Genomic DNA, 13,554 nt, shown 5'->3' with positions numbered 1-13,554 from the left:
GAGGATGGCAAAACGAACCTTTGACCTACTGGCGGGCGCACTCTTGGGCGTCGTCGCGCTCCCCTTCGTGGCCGCTGGTGCGCTCGTGTCCGCCGTATGCCTCCGCTCTTGGCCGTTCTTCGTGCAACAGCGTGTCGGTTTGGGTGGCCGGTCGTTCCGCATCGTGAAGATCCGCACGCTGCCCGTGGCCACGCCCCGCTACATCGACAAGCACGGCCTCGCCGATGTGCCGATCCCCGCCCCCATGAGGGCGATGCGCCGCGTGCACCTCGACGAGCTCCCGCAGATCTACCTGGCTGTGCTCGGCACGATGAGCCTGGTGGGCCCCCGACCCGAGATGCGCCACCTGCATGAGTCGATGCAACCCGGCGTGGCCGAAGCCCGCGTGTCGGTCCGCCCCGGCTGCACCGGGCTGTGGCAGGTCAGCGACCTCGCCTCGGAGCTGATCTCGCAAGGCACGAAGCTCGACTTGCTCTACATCGAGCACCGCTCGATGCGGTTCGACCTGTGGATCTTGTTCCGCACGGTGTTCATCGCCCTCGGGCTGGCCAAGCCGGTGTCGGTCGACCGCCTCCCCACCTGGATCGACCACGTCGAGGAGCGCCCGGAGCGTCGCGTCGGCCCGGTGGTCTCGGTGGCTGCTTCCATCGGCTCGGGCGACGTCACCGGCGTCGATTCCGGACGGCGCTGAACCCAGGTCACCCCGACCTGCCGATCCCGCCGGACCACCGGTCACCGCACACGACACGTACCTGTCCACCGCACAACCGAGGAACGAACCACCATGCCGGCCCGACGAGCCGTTGACGATGTCCGACGCTTCTGGGACGACCGGGGCCGAGAGAACCCCGCGTACTACGTCGACACCTCCCTCAGCTACGACGACCCCGACATGGAGCAGTTCTTCGAGACGGGGCGCGACATCGTCGACCAGGCGCTGGTCTCCGCGCCGGTGCAGCCCACCGGCCACGGGCACGCCGTCGAGATCGGGTCTGGCCTCGGGCGGATCTGCCTGGCGCTGGCCGACCACTTCGACGAGGTCACCGGCATCGACATCGCGCCGTCGATGGTGGAGCGGGCCACCGATCTGGTCGACAACCCCAAAGTGCATTTCGAGCTCGGCGACGGCACCACCCTTTCGAACCTCGCCGACGGTTCCGTCGATTTCTTGTTGACGTTCACGGTGTTCCAGCACCAGCCCACCACCGACCACCTCGCCGGCTACCTGCGGGAGGCGGGGCGGGTGCTACGACCCGGCGGGGTGATCGCCGCGCAGTGGAACAACATCCCGGCCGACGAGTACGCCAAGCGCGTCGCCAAGTGGCGCCGCCGCCGGGCGCTGTCGAAGCTGCCGCTCGTGCCCAAGCGTTGGGCGCTCGACGCGCACGTGGCCCGTCAGGCCGAGGCACCGTTCCTCGGGACGACCGCCACCGTCGAGTTCATGCGATCGGCGTGCGAGGCGGCCGGGCTGCGGCCCGCCGGTACCAAAGGTGAGGGGACGCTGTTCGCCTGGATCTGGGCGCAGGCCGAGGGCTGACCGTTCGTTGCGTCCCGCGACTTCCACCAACCCCCCAGTCCGAGTGCTACGGCCACACCTTCCAGGGAGCCCGGCCTTCCAGCCACAGCTCGTTGAGCAGGTCGCGTTCGCGCGGCGTGTCCATCGGCTGCCAGAAGCCGTCGTGGCGGTACACGGTCAGCTCGCCGTCGGCCACCAGGTTGTTCAGCGGCTCCCGTTCGAGCATCACGTCGTCGTCGCGGGTCAAGTAGCGATCGATCGCTTCGCGCTCGAACACGAAGAAGCCGCCGCTGATCGAGCTGGCGCTGGTCTGGGGCTTCTCCGCGAACTCCACCACACGGTCGCCGTCGAGGATCAGCTCGCCGAACCGCCCCGGCGGGCGCACGGCCGTGACGGTGGCGAGCCGGCCGCAGCGGCGGTGGTGGTCGAGCAGCGCCGCGACGTCGATGTCGCCGACGCCGTCGCCGTACGTGACGAACACCGGACCGTCGCCCGTGTGCGCCGCGGCAACCCGAACCCGGGTGCTGGTGAGCGAGTCACGCCCGGTGTCGATGCAGCTCACCGTCCACGGCTCGGCCGGCCCGTCGCCGAGGAAGTCGAGTTCCTGCGGGCGGGTCAGGTCGATCCGGAAGTCGGCGGTGAGCGCCTGGTAGTGCAAGAAGAAGCGGCGGATCTCCTCGCCGAGCCAGCCGAGGGCGAGCACGAAGTCGTGGAAGCCATGGGCGGAGTACAGCTTCATGATGTGCCACAGGATCGGCCGTTCGCCGATCGTCAGCAGCGGCTTGGGCAGCAGCGGGTTGACCTCGCTGATCCGGGTGCCGCGCCCGCCGCACAAGATGATGGTGGGGATCTCGTCCGCCATGGCGCGCAGGACCGTAGCATCACGGCCCGCCCGCGCGTCTCCTCCCCGGCTGGGCGCGGAACCCCCTCTGGTAGCGTCCTACCGCCCCAGATGAGCCCTGACCTGCCGTGAACGCCGCCACCACCGCCCCGCTCGCCGAGCCGGTCACCACCGCGCCGGCCAGCGCCCCACCCGACCTGGTCCTCACGTCCGTGCCCATGGGCCGGGTGGCGTGGTTCCGCGACTTCCTCGCGTACCGGCCGATCACGCTGAAGCTGGCCAAGGCCGACTTCCAGGCCCGCTACAAGCGCGCCGCGTTCGGCATGTTGTGGGCCGTTGGCATCCCGCTGATCCAGGCCGCCCTGATCGCCATCGTGTTCTCGCGGCTGATCTCGATCCGGGGCAACCAAGGATTCGCGGCGTACGTGTTGTCGGGGATCGCCGCCTGGAGCTACTTCAGCGCCGCCCTCAACGCCGGGTCGACCGCCATCGTCGACGGCTCCAGCCTCACCGACAAGGTGTGGTTCTCCCGGGCGATCCTGCCGACCTCGCCGGTGCTGTCGAACAGCCCTGGGCTGTTCGTCACCGTCACGGCGCTGCTCGCCATGAACGTGCCGCTCGGGGGCCATTTCGGCTGGTTCACGTTCTCCCTCATCCCCGGCATCGCGCTGCTGTTGCTGTTCGTGTGGTCGCTCGCCATGGTGCTCGCCGCGCTGCACGTGTACTTCCGTGACGTGCGCTTCATCGTGCAGGCCGTGCTGCTGCTGTGGTTCTACGTCACCCCGCTGGCGTATCCGGCCAAGGCGCTCGGCGGCCTGGCGAAGTACCTGCCCTACAACCCGATGACCGGCATCCTCGGGTTGTTCCACAACGCCATCGGCGTGCACGAGCCCGACTTCACCAAGGCCTTGATCGTCAGCGTGGCCACCACGGTGGTGCTGCTCGTGGCGGCGATCGAGGTCTACCGCCGCCGCGACCGCGTGTTCGTGGATCTCCTGTGACCGACTCAGCCATCTCCTTCAGCGGCGTCGGCAAGCGTTACGACCGCATCGAACAGCAGCCGTTGCTGCTCAAGACGCTCGTCACGATGCGGCGCGAGAAGCGCGAGCAGCTCTGGGCGCTGCGGGGGGTCGACCTCGAAGTGCCCACCGGCTCGGTGCTCGGCATCCTCGGCCGCAACGGCGCCGGCAAGTCGACCATGTTGCGGATGATGGCCGGGGTCACCAGCCCCACCGAGGGCACGGTCACGATCCGCGGCCGGGTGGCGCCGCTCATCAGCGTCGGCGTGGGGTTCTACGCCGAGATGTCCGGCCGCGAGAACGTCTATGTGAACGGCATGCTCCTCGGCCTCAGCAAAGAGGAGATCGACGAGCGGTTCGACGAGATCGTCGGCTTCGCCGAGTTGGCCGGCTTCATCGACACGCCGGTGAAGTTCTACTCGTCGGGCATGTACATGCGGCTCGGGTTCTCGGTCGCCGTCCACACCGACCCGCAGATCCTCCTGGTCGACGAAGTGCTCGCCGTCGGCGACATCTCCTTCCAGATGAAGTGCTTCGACAAGATGAAGGAGATCCGCGAGGCCGGCACCACGCTGGTGGTCGTCAGCCACAACGTGCAGGCCATCCGGGTGCTGTGCCCCCGCGTGATGGTGGTGGCGCACGGGCGGGTCGTGCACGACGGCGACCCCGATGAGGCCATCGCGCTGCACCACGAGATCCTCGAGAAGGAAGCCCGCGAGCAACAAGGCACGGCACGGCCCGGCGAGGCGTCGGTGGTCGGTGGGGTCACGATCGTGGAGCGCGAGCTCACCGGGCCCAACGGCCGGCTCACCACCGTCACCCCCGGCATGCCGCTGCGCTTCCGGCTGCGCCTCCATTACGAGCACGAGCTCGTCGACCCGGGCTACTACTTCACGATCCACGATGAAGCCGGCACGCTCGTGTACGCGGCCGAGACGCCGGTGGCCGCGTCGCACCGCACGTTCCGCGCAGGTGAGGAGTCCGACTTGGAGTTCGGGTTCACCGCGCAGCTCGAGGGTGGCCTGTACCGCATGGGCTTCGCGGTCACGTCCGGCGACCGGAGCCAGACCCACTGCAGCGACACCGCCGTGGCGCAGTTCTTCGTCGACCCGGGCACGTGGTCGTACGGGATCGCCAAGCTCGACGGCGAGTTCGCGGTCGACGGCAAAGTGATCGACTCCGATGGCAACCACCGCCTCGACGGGGGCTCACACCTCCCCGAGAGCGGGATGTGAGGCACTCGGACATGAGCGTGCCAGGTCGCCCCGATCGTGGGTCACCGTCCGGTTGGCCAGGCCGTGCCCGGCGAACCTGCGGCGTGTTGACGGGTCGGCTCGCCGGTCGGCTCGCCCCCTCAGTGCTTGATCGCCATGCGCCCCGTGTAGTCGCTGCGGTGCAGCAACAAGTGGCCGCCGTGGGCCGCGAAGTACTCGTCGACCGCCTGGCGGCAGCCGTCCCAGTGGCCGTAGTCGTCGACGATCAGGACGCCGTTGTCGACCAGGCGCGGGTACAAGTGCTCCATCTCGTGGCGGGTCGACTCGTACCAGTCGGTGTCGAGCCGCAGCAGCGCCACCTCGGCCGGCGCTTGCGCCGGCAGCGTCTCCTCGACCGGCCCTTGCACGAAGTGCAGCCGTGCTTCGGGGTAGCCCGTGGCCGCCAGCATGGCGCGCAGGTCGTCGAGGTTGAACACCTCGGCGCGGAAGAACCCCTGCCAGGGCTGCTCGCCGGCCTCGGTGGCGGCCTCCCACTCGGTGCGCGCCGACCCGTCGAACGACGACGTGTCCTCGTCGGTGGGTGCGGTCATGCCGTCGAACGTGTCGAACAGGTAGACGTCACGGTCGTCCGCGCCGAAGTGCTGCAGCGTGCGGATCATCGTGAGGATCGAGCCGCCGCGCCACACCCCGCACTCCACCAGCGCCCCGCCCACCCCGCGGGCCACCACGTACGACACGGCGTCGATCACCGCCACCAGCCGTTCGGTGCTGGTCATCGTGTACGGCCGGGCCGACTCGATGATCTCCGTCGCCCAGTCGTCGATCGTGCGCTCGAACGCCGTGGGGTCGTGCTGGGTCGCCGGGTGCCGTGGGCGAGCCAGCCGGCCTCTCGTGACCGCTCGTGGCAATCGCACCCCGTCTTCTCCTCGTCGTGTGGTTGGTCGTGTGCTTCGTCGCGGCGTGGTTCGCTGCCCGCCCGCCGTCTCGGTGGCCTGAGCCTAGGGAGTCGGCGGTGATTGATTCTCCGGCGCCGGCCACCGGTCCCCCCAGCGCGCCGATCGTCGCCGGGCAGAAGTTCAACGCGGCCCGTCCCGAAGTGCATGCTCGCGATGCCTGGTCGCAGTACAGCTACGTCAGCGCGCGGCTCCGCGACCAGATCGGCTCGTTCCTCGCACAAGCCGGTGTGGCGCCTGGCGGACGGGTGCTCGACTTCGGCTGCGCCACCAAGCCGTACGCCGATCTCGTGCCCGCCGGTGTCGAGTTGATCGGCGCCGACCTCGAGGGCAATCCCGACGCGGACTGGGCGATCGACGCCACCGGCCGCATCGAGGCGCCCGACGCCTCGGTCGACGTGGTGCTGTCGACGCAGGTCCTCGAGCACGTGCCGTCGCCAGGGCGCTACCTGGCCGAGGCTCGCCGCGTGTTGCGGCCGGGCGGTGCGCTGATCCTCACCACGCACGGGCTCATGTACTTCCACCGCGACCCCGAGGACTACTGGCGCTGGACGTGCGACGGGCTCACCAAGATCGTCGAGGAGCAGGGCTTCGAAGTGGAGCGCCTCGAAGGGCTGCTCGGCTTGGCGCCCACTGCCTTGCAGCTGTTCCAGGACGCCACTTGCCAGCACTTGCCGCGCAAGCTGTGGCGGCCGTACCTGCTGGCGTTCCAGAAGGCCATCGCCTGGTCGGACCGGCGCTACTCCGACCAGTCGCGGCGCGAGAACGCGCTGGTGCTCGGCGTGCTGGCACGCCGGGCCGTTGGTGAGCCAGCCGGCGCCGGCCCTGATCTCGCAGGAGGCGTCTCGTGACCGCGATGGAGCAACGGGTGGCCGCCGGCGTGAACCGGGTCGCCGGCCAGGTCCGCCGCCGCATCCCCACCGACGGCCGGCTGCACCGCGGCCTGCGCCGGGTGCGGCGCGTGCTCCCCCAGGAGCGGCCTGCCATCGACCACCCGTTCAGCCAAGTGATCTACGAGTTCGGGCGAGGCTGTCGCGACGCGGCCTTCGTGCAAGTGGGCGCCAACGACGGCGAGCAGCGCGACCCGCTGCGTCACGAGATCCAGACCACGAGCTGGCACGGCCTGATGATCGAGCCGGTGCCCTACGTGTTCGATCGGTTGCGGCGCAACTACGGCGGCCACGACCGCATCACGCTGGTCAACGCCGCCGTGGCAGACGAAGACGGCAGCCGCACCCTCTACTACCTGCCTGAGTCCGACGACGACGGCCTGCCCCAGTGGTACGACGCCTTGGCCTCGTTCCGGGAGGACGTGCTGCGCAAGCACGTGGAGTTCATCCCTGACATCGACGAGCGCATCGCGTCGATGGACGTGCCGTGCCGCACGTTCGACTCGCTGTGCGCCGAGCACGCCCTCGCCACCGTCGACGTCATCCAGATCGACACCGAGGGGTTCGACTGGGAGGTCATCAAGCTGATCGACCTCGACCGCTACCGGCCCACGCTGTTGATGTTCGAGCACTACCACTTGAGCGACGACGACAAGACGGCGAGCTGGCGACACCTTCGCGCGCACGGGTACGAGGTGTACACCGACGTCATGGACGCCCTGTGCCTGCGGGTGGCCCCGGTCGGCGGCGCCAGCAAGCGGGTCCGCAAAGTGTGGCGGGAGATCGGCGGCGACCACCGGGTCGAAGTGCCGTGAGCCCCACCTCGAGCCAGCAGCCGTTGCCGCGCAAGGTGATCGGCGGAGTCGCCCGCCGTGCGCTCGGGAAGCTCGGCTACGGCGTGGTGCGCCTTGACCCGCCACCGCCCGATCACGACACGTACGACACCACCCACCACGACCACCGCGGCTTTCTGCCCGACGGCGCCGCCGGGTACCTGCAGCGCGACAACCCCCGGCTCCGGGAGTTGCACGAGCGCTACGACGCGCTCGACTGGCCCGTGTCCGTGCGCTCCCGCTGGGGCGAAGTGCTGAGCGTCGCCTGGCTGAACCTGGCGTACTTCCGGGGTGACAACCCCTACATCTGGCACTACCGCGAGTCCGAGCGGATCACCGAGCTGAAGTACTTCGTGCTGCTCGGTTACGAAGCGGCGCTCGACGAGCACCACCTCATCGAGCGGCTCGGCGAGGACGGCGCGTTCGGTGCGTTCACGTTCGAGTACCCCGACCGTCCGGTGGTGGGCCGCGACTTGCTCGACTCGGTCAACGAGCTGCTGTTCCTCGAAAAGGAGCTCGGCATCTTGAGCAGCGACGGCCTGCGGGTGCTCGACATCGGCGCGGGCTACGGCCGGATGGCGTACCGGGTCAGCCAGGCCGTTCCTGGCCTCGCGCGCTACACGTGCCTCGACGCGATCCCCGAGTCCACGTTCTTGTGCGAGTACTACACGCGCTTTCGCGAGCTGGACCGGGTCGACGTGGTCGAGCTGCCCAACGTGCCCGACCTGCCCGCCGGCGGCTATGACCTCGCGTTCAACATCCACAGTTTCTCGGAGTGCCCGCTGGTGGCCATCGAGTGGTGGATGCAGCAGCTCGAACGGCTCGACGTGCCCACGTTCTTCCTCGTGCCCAACGAGCCCGAGGGTTTCTTGTCGACCGAGCCCGACAAGACCCGCCTCGACTACTTGGGCGTGATCGAGCGGCACGGGTACCGCCTCACGGTCGATCGGCCGATGTACGAGGACCGGGCGGTGCGCGAGCTGCTCGAGGTCCCCGACCGGTTCTGCTTGTTCACCCGGGCCCGCTGAGCCCGTGCCGCACCCGACGGCGCCGCCCATAGAGGTCGCCATGGGCGTGGATCGCGGCTACCTCCCGTACGCCGCGGCCGTCATGCGCTCGGCGCTCGACCACCACGACCCGGGACGGCTGCGTTTCCACTTCCTGCACGACGGCGGTGTCCCGGCCGCCGACACCGACCGGCTGGCGCGCTGGCTCGACGGGCACGGCGCGGCCCTCGACGTCGTCGCGCTCGACAGCTCCGTGGTCGACGGGCTGCCCGGTTCGCGGATCTTCCGCCCGATCGTCTCGATGCGCCTGCTGCTCCCGCGCTTGTTGCCCGAAACCGACCGGGTCCTGTACCTCGACGCCGACACGCTGGTGTGCGACAGCCTGGAGCCGTTGTGGGCGACCGACCTCGCCAGTGCCCCGATCGGGGCGGTGCGCAACGTGGTGGAGGCCGAGATGGACGCACACGTCCGAGCGCTCGGCCTCGAGCCCGGCGCCGTGTTCAACAGCGGTGTGCTCCTCATGGACCTCGCGGCCATGCGCGCCATCGGCAGCGTCGAACGGCTCCTCTCCATCGGCGCCGAGCGCCGCGAGCAGCTCTGGTGGCCCGACCAGGACGTCTTGAACCTCGGCTTCGCCGGCGCCTGGCGGCCGCTGGCTGCCCGCTGGAACGCCCAGAACAGCTACTACACGCTCGCCGAGCTGGCCGCGAACGTCGTACCGGCCGGCGAGCTCGCCGAAGCCCGCGACCGTCCGGGCATCCGGCACTTCGAAGGCCCGTCGACGTGCAAGCCGTGGCACTACCTGACCACCTCACCGCACTGGCGAGAGTTCCGCGACGCGCTGGCCCGCACCCCGTGGGCCGGCGAAGCCGTGTTGGAGGACCGGACGCCGGCCACCCGGCTGATCCGGCGCCTCCCGCAGGACCGCCAGCTACCGGTGTACCGCTGGTGGTACCGCCAGCGCGGCCTGGCGTCCCGGGTCCGGGCGCGTGCCGCCGCCGCGAGGGGTCGTGTCCGTCGGGTCGACCCTCACCACTCGGCGAGGGGGTAGTGCTCGGCGGCCGTTACCCCGGTGATGGCCGCGATGCAGGCCACGTCCACGTCATCGAGCCGTTCGCGCCAGCGACGCACGGCCGACGCGCTGTCGCGGCGCAGCACGTGCACGCGCTGCTCGGAACCGCTGACCACCCGCTCCACGCCCGTCCGCTCGGCGATCCCTCGCCGGACCCGGTCCGTGAGCTCCAAGTCGAGCTGCGAGAACAGCGCCGCGAACCGGTCGACCGGTTCGAGCGCCAGGTCCTCGTGGCGCACCACCACCATGGCGGGGTTGGCGTCGGCGAACGCGAGCAGCACCGAGTAAATGGCCACCCACCACACCGCGTGCGACTCGACGACCGTGAGCGGGCCACCCGGCCGGTCGGCCACCAGCTCGCCGATCGTCGGGAACCGCGCCAGCAGCTCCGGCTGCCCGCGCAGGTCGTCGAGGCTCGGCGCCCAGCCCATGCGCAACATCGAGTCGACGTATGCCGCCGGGTGGCGCAACAGGACCACTGCGTCGGTGCCGACCGAGCGGTGCAGCCACTCGAGCGAGAAGCAGGCGAACGGATCCTTGAGGAGATACCGGCGAGCCCGCGGGTCGAGCTTCGTGCGGGTGTACATGAAGTTGGCACGGCTGCGGACGAGCGGGCGGGCCACGGCGTCGCGGAGGCGCTCGCGGGCCGGTAGCCCGGGGCGTGGCACGTAGTCGGGTGGCGTGCGAAAGCGCGCCTTGCCGGCGAGCAGGTCGTCGACGAGGCGCCGGTAGGTGGCTTCGTGCGGCGCGCCGGCCCACACGTACGGGAAGTTCCGCTCGACCCCGACGAGACCGAACTCGTTGTTGAACGGCTCGTGGACGTAACCGACGCCTGGCGCCGAGGCGAGCACGTTGCCGACAAAGGTCGAGCCGCTGCGCGGCGCGCCGGTCACCACGATCGGCCGACCGTCGCGGTGCTTCACGCCTGCCCCGCCGGCACCCCGGACCGCCACGTGGTCACGGAGTGGTCACCGGCCTCTCACCGGGCAGAGGCCCGGATGCCCACGTGGGGGATGCCCTTGCGGTACAGCAGCTGCCGCGGGACCGACGTGAGCTTGTCGCGCGACAGCTCCAGCTTCGGTTTGGGGACGTTGGACCCGAACGGGTGGAAGAACAGCTTGCCGACCTCTTCGATCTCCCAGCCGCCGGCCCGGATCTGGCGCTTCAGGCCCGCCAAGTTGGGCAGCGCCCAGAACGGGCCGTCGATCGTGTACAGCTCGGCGTGCGGCTTGCGCGGGTGCAGCACGGTCTCCGAGACCGAGATCACGCCGGCCACCACCAACGTGCCCTTGGTGACCCGCCGGATCGCCATCAGCGCACCGATTGGATCGCGCAGGTGGTGCAACAGCGTGCCGATGAACGCCAGGTCGAACTCGCCCACCTTCTCGGGGGTCAGGTCGTAGACCGACACGTTCTTGCGCTCGACGTTGGACCCCAGCGCCTCTTTGGCGATGCCGAACGCCTGCTGCCGCTTGATCATCCACTCCTGGGTGCCGTCATCGATCTCGGGGCGCGGTGCGGGCCAGTCGAGCTCGCGCCAGTCCTCGAGGTCGATGGCCACCACCTCGGCCGCCCCCCGCTTCTCCATCTCGAAGGCCCAGAACCCGTCGTGGGTTCCGACGTCGAGGCAGCGGAGACCGTCGAGGCGGGCCGGCATCGGCACACGGTCGACGATCTCCCGGTGGTCGTACTCACCTGGCGTGCTGACGCCTCCGCCGAGGTCGATCGTGTGGTACCAGGGCACCGACGCGATCTTGTCGGCCAGCGTGTTGGTTCCTTCGGTCATGTCGTCTCCCTGCAAGTGCCCGCTGCTCGCCCTGCTCAGCCGTGCTGCAGCGCCCAGTCATAGGCGATCTGGTCAGTGAACGGATCCATCCGCTCGATCTCGTCGGGGTCGTGGGGGATGGTCGAACAGTTCGCCACCAGCGCCGACGTGGTGCCGATCCCCTTGAAACCGTTCCACACCCCCGGGGGGATCGTCACGAGCTGGTAGTCGAGCTCACCCACGAACAGCTCGAGGGTGTTGCCCGCGGTCGGCGACCCCGGCCGTGCATCGTGGCACACCAGCTTGATCATCCCCACCGGCACCGCGTAGTTGAGCGTCATCTCCCGATGGAGGTGCCATGCCTTGATCGCACCGGGCTGCACCATCGAGAAGTAGATCTCGCCGAACTGCTCGAAATGAGGTGCGTCGACCCGCAACATGTGGAAGATGGCGCCCCGCTCGTCGGGGATGCGCCGCAGCGGCCGGACGGTCACGCCGTCGATGTCGGTCATTGGTGCACCTTTCTCGCGAACCAGTCGCGGCAGGCGGCCACGGTCTCGGCGACGGCGTCGCCGAGCGGGGTGGTGGGCCCGAGCCCGACCCCGGCAGCCCGACCGACGTCGACCCGGTAGTCGACGGCCTGCGGCCCGTCGGGGCCCACCACCACTTCCGGACGGCGGCCTGTCTCGTGCGCGACGGCGTCGGCCACCAGGCCGGCCAGCTCGAGCACCTCGATGGTGTGGCCGGACCCGACGTTGTACGTGCCAGCGGCGACGCGGTCGCGTGAGGTCGCGGCCGCGGTCAGCCAGCTGCACACGTCGGCCAGCGCGCAGAAGTCGCGGCGTTGCCGGCCCGACGTGGCCAGCCGGACCGTGCCGGTGGTGACCGCCTGCCTCGCGAGATCGTTGGCGACCAGCGACCAACGATCGACCGAAGGCTCGGCCGGCGCACCCACCGAGTTCGTGAGGCGGAGGATCACGGGGTCGGGCCCGCTCGCAGCCAGGTGCTCGCTGGCGAGCCGCGCCACGCCGTACGGGTGCCGAGGCTCGGGCACCGTCGCCTCGGTGAGCACGGCGCCGTCGCGGATCGCGGCGCCGTACACGTGCATCGTCGACAGGTACACGAGCCGTTGGACACCAGCGGCCTGCGCAGCCCGGGCGACCCGGTCAGTCCCGACGATCGTGGCGGTCAGGATCTCTTCGCTGCCGGCCGTCTCGTTGGGCCCGGCCAAGTGGACCACGGCGTCGACGCCATCGAACGTGCCTTCCAGCCGGCTGGACGCCCCCGCGGCGAGAAGGTCGACCTCGACTTGGTCGGCGCCGAGCCACGCGTGCGTGTGGCGCACCAGCGGCCGCACCGGGCAGCCGGCGGCGCGGAGCGCCTCGACCAGTCGCCCGCCGACGTAGCCCGACGCGCCGGTCACGGCCACGACGGGTCGGTCAGCCATTCGCGCCCCCGGCGGCGAGGACTTCGCGCGACCACGCGACCGTCTCCTCGATCGCCTCGCGCATGGTGTAAGTGGGCGCCCAACCGAGCTGTTTGCGGGCCTTCGCCGCCGAGAGGTGTTGCGCTTGGATCTCGTGGCGCGCGGTGCTCTGGATGTCGGGCTCCAGATCGGTGCCGGCCACGTCCTGGATGAGCGCGATCAGCCCCAGCACGTCGAGCGGCTGCTCGTTGGAGAAGTTGAACGCCTCCCCGGCGAGCCCGGGGTCGGCCGCCATCGCTTCGGCGAGGCACAGATACGCGAGCACGCCGTCGGTGACGTAGAGGTAGTCGCGCAGCAACGTCCCGTCGGACCGCACGATCGGTCGTCGACCTTCGAGCACGGAGCGGATCGTGCCGGGCACGAGGCGTTCCCAGTTCGTGTCGCCGGGGCCGAAGAAGTTGCCGCAGCGGGTGACGGCCACCGGGACCTCCCACGTGGCGTGGTAGCTCGCCGCGATCAAGTCGCCGCAGGCCTTCGACACGTCGTAAGGGTGCACGGGGGTCAGCGGCATGGTCTCCTCATACGGGAGGACCGGCTGCGCGCCGTACGCCTTGTCGCTCGATGCGGTCACCACCTGCTCGACGCGAGGCGAGCGTCGGGCCGCCTCGAGCAGCGCCCACGTGCCGGTGATGTTGGCCTCGAACGTCGAGATCGGGTTCAGGTTCGTGACGCCCACCTGCGTCTGCGCCGCGAGGTGGAAGACGGTGCGCGCTTCGTACTCGCCCAGCAGCCGTTCACACCTGGCCTGGTCCTCGACCGCGCCTTCGACGACGTGTACCTGTGCGCGCCACCCGTCGATGATCGGGTGGCTGGGCACGAGGTCGCGCTGCAAGATCACGACGTCGGCCCCGAGCTCCACGAGCTTTGCCACGAGGTGGCTGCCCAGGAAGCCCGTCGCGCCGGTCACCGCCACCGGGCGGTGGCGCCAGAACCCCTGGTCGGGGGTGAAGCCCGCCAT

Annotated in this window: 15 protein-coding genes; 8 read left to right on the top strand and 7 right to left on the bottom strand. The window is 70.0% G+C overall.

Annotated features, from left to right (window positions below; all coding sequences use genetic code 11):
• The first annotated feature begins 4 nt into the window (after positions 1 to 4).
• A complete protein-coding gene (locus VHA73_13220; GenBank protein HVX18985.1) occupies positions 5 to 691 on the top strand; it encodes a sugar transferase in 687 nt (228 codons plus the stop codon).
• Between the two features lie 93 nt (positions 692 to 784).
• Entirely contained in the window at positions 785 to 1,537 is a 753-nt protein-coding gene (locus VHA73_13215) for a class I SAM-dependent methyltransferase (GenBank protein HVX18984.1), read from the top strand.
• Positions 1,538 to 1,583: 46 nt separating this feature from the next.
• Here the strand turns inward: VHA73_13215 and VHA73_13210 are convergent, their stop codons facing one another.
• Positions 1,584 to 2,378, bottom strand: coding sequence for a sugar phosphate nucleotidyltransferase (locus VHA73_13210; protein ID HVX18983.1), 795 nt, complete (start codon positions 2,376 to 2,378; stop codon positions 1,584 to 1,586).
• 107 nt (positions 2,379 to 2,485) lie between these two features.
• Here VHA73_13210 and VHA73_13205 point away from each other — a divergent pair, with 107 nt between their 5' ends.
• On the top strand, positions 2,486 to 3,358 hold the full coding sequence (locus VHA73_13205; protein ID HVX18982.1) for an ABC transporter permease: 873 nt from the start codon (positions 2,486 to 2,488) through the stop codon (positions 3,356 to 3,358).
• Entirely contained in the window at positions 3,355 to 4,611 is a 1,257-nt protein-coding gene (locus VHA73_13200) for a polysaccharide ABC transporter ATP-binding protein (GenBank protein ID HVX18981.1), read from the top strand. Before VHA73_13205 ends, VHA73_13200 begins: the two co-directional genes overlap by 4 nt.
• 119 nt (positions 4,612 to 4,730) lie before the next feature.
• On the opposite strand, the gene VHA73_13195 is transcribed toward VHA73_13200, so the two are convergent.
• Positions 4,731 to 5,504, bottom strand: a complete 774-nt coding sequence (locus VHA73_13195; GenBank protein HVX18980.1) for a TylF/MycF/NovP-related O-methyltransferase — start codon at positions 5,502 to 5,504, stop codon at positions 4,731 to 4,733.
• A 98-nt stretch (positions 5,505 to 5,602) separates the two neighbouring features.
• Between VHA73_13195 and VHA73_13190 the strand changes: the two genes are divergently transcribed.
• The 4 genes from VHA73_13190 to VHA73_13175 are packed head-to-tail and all read left to right on the top strand — an operon-like array spanning position 5,603 to position 9,324.
• Positions 5,603 to 6,394: a methyltransferase domain-containing protein gene (locus VHA73_13190; protein HVX18979.1), complete on the top strand. Its 792-nt coding sequence runs from the start codon at positions 5,603 to 5,605 to the stop codon at positions 6,392 to 6,394.
• Between the two features lie 5 nt (positions 6,395 to 6,399).
• Positions 6,400 to 7,248 (top strand): FkbM family methyltransferase, encoded by an 849-nt coding sequence (locus VHA73_13185; GenBank protein ID HVX18978.1) that lies wholly within the window; start codon positions 6,400 to 6,402, stop codon positions 7,246 to 7,248.
• On the top strand, positions 7,245 to 8,294 hold the full coding sequence (locus tag VHA73_13180) for a hypothetical protein (GenBank protein ID HVX18977.1): 1,050 nt from the start codon (positions 7,245 to 7,247) through the stop codon (positions 8,292 to 8,294). Before VHA73_13185 ends, VHA73_13180 begins: the two co-directional genes overlap by 4 nt.
• Before the next feature lie 40 nt (positions 8,295 to 8,334).
• The gene (locus tag VHA73_13175; protein ID HVX18976.1) at positions 8,335 to 9,324 is read left to right on the top strand and encodes a glycosyltransferase family 8 protein; all 990 of its coding nucleotides are present in this window, start codon (positions 8,335 to 8,337) and stop codon (positions 9,322 to 9,324) included.
• On the opposite strand, the gene VHA73_13170 is transcribed toward VHA73_13175, so the two are convergent.
• Genes VHA73_13170 through VHA73_13150 form a run of 5 tightly spaced genes read right to left on the bottom strand, consistent with a single transcriptional unit; the run spans position 9,303 to position 13,554 of the window.
• On the bottom strand, positions 9,303 to 10,268 hold the full coding sequence (locus VHA73_13170; GenBank protein HVX18975.1) for a sulfotransferase: 966 nt from the start codon (positions 10,266 to 10,268) through the stop codon (positions 9,303 to 9,305). The two genes, VHA73_13175 and VHA73_13170, sit on opposite strands and share 22 nt — an antisense overlap.
• A 56-nt stretch (positions 10,269 to 10,324) precedes the next feature.
• Complete coding sequence (locus VHA73_13165) at positions 10,325 to 11,131, bottom strand: class I SAM-dependent methyltransferase (GenBank protein ID HVX18974.1); 807 nt, start codon at positions 11,129 to 11,131, stop codon at positions 10,325 to 10,327.
• 35 nt (positions 11,132 to 11,166) lie between these two features.
• Positions 11,167 to 11,622 (bottom strand): dTDP-4-dehydrorhamnose 3,5-epimerase family protein, encoded by a 456-nt coding sequence (locus VHA73_13160; protein HVX18973.1) that lies wholly within the window; start codon positions 11,620 to 11,622, stop codon positions 11,167 to 11,169.
• Positions 11,619 to 12,557 (bottom strand): NAD(P)-dependent oxidoreductase, encoded by a 939-nt coding sequence (locus tag VHA73_13155; GenBank protein ID HVX18972.1) that lies wholly within the window; start codon positions 12,555 to 12,557, stop codon positions 11,619 to 11,621. Before VHA73_13155 ends, VHA73_13160 begins: the two co-directional genes overlap by 4 nt.
• Positions 12,550 to 13,554, bottom strand: coding sequence for an NAD-dependent epimerase/dehydratase family protein (locus VHA73_13150; GenBank protein ID HVX18971.1), 1,005 nt, complete (start codon positions 13,552 to 13,554; stop codon positions 12,550 to 12,552). Before VHA73_13150 ends, VHA73_13155 begins: the two co-directional genes overlap by 8 nt.

The organism is Acidimicrobiales bacterium (genome assembly GCA_035547835.1).
Lineage (GTDB): Bacteria > Actinomycetota > Acidimicrobiia > Acidimicrobiales > Iamiaceae > DASZTW01.
Note: the sequence above shows the minus strand (reverse complement) of the source record. Positions and strands in the feature narration are given on the sequence as shown.

Coding starts and splice junctions, on each gene's coding strand:
- VHA73_13220 (HVX18985.1), top strand. CDS start 5: ATGGCAAAACGAACCTTTGACCTACTGGCGGGCGCACTCTTGGGCGTC.
- VHA73_13215 (HVX18984.1), top strand. CDS start 785: ATGCCGGCCCGACGAGCCGTTGACGATGTCCGACGCTTCTGGGACGAC.
- VHA73_13210 (HVX18983.1), bottom strand. CDS start 2,378: ATGGCGGACGAGATCCCCACCATCATCTTGTGCGGCGGGCGCGGCACC.
- VHA73_13185 (HVX18978.1), top strand. CDS start 6,400: ATGGAGCAACGGGTGGCCGCCGGCGTGAACCGGGTCGCCGGCCAGGTC.
- VHA73_13175 (HVX18976.1), top strand. CDS start 8,335: ATGGGCGTGGATCGCGGCTACCTCCCGTACGCCGCGGCCGTCATGCGC.
- VHA73_13165 (HVX18974.1), bottom strand. CDS start 11,131: ATGACCGAAGGAACCAACACGCTGGCCGACAAGATCGCGTCGGTGCCC.
- VHA73_13160 (HVX18973.1), bottom strand. CDS start 11,622: ATGACCGACATCGACGGCGTGACCGTCCGGCCGCTGCGGCGCATCCCC.
- VHA73_13155 (HVX18972.1), bottom strand. CDS start 12,557: ATGGCTGACCGACCCGTCGTGGCCGTGACCGGCGCGTCGGGCTACGTC.
- VHA73_13150 (HVX18971.1), bottom strand. CDS start 13,554: ATGGCGGGCTTCACCCCCGACCAGGGGTTCTGGCGCCACCGCCCGGTG.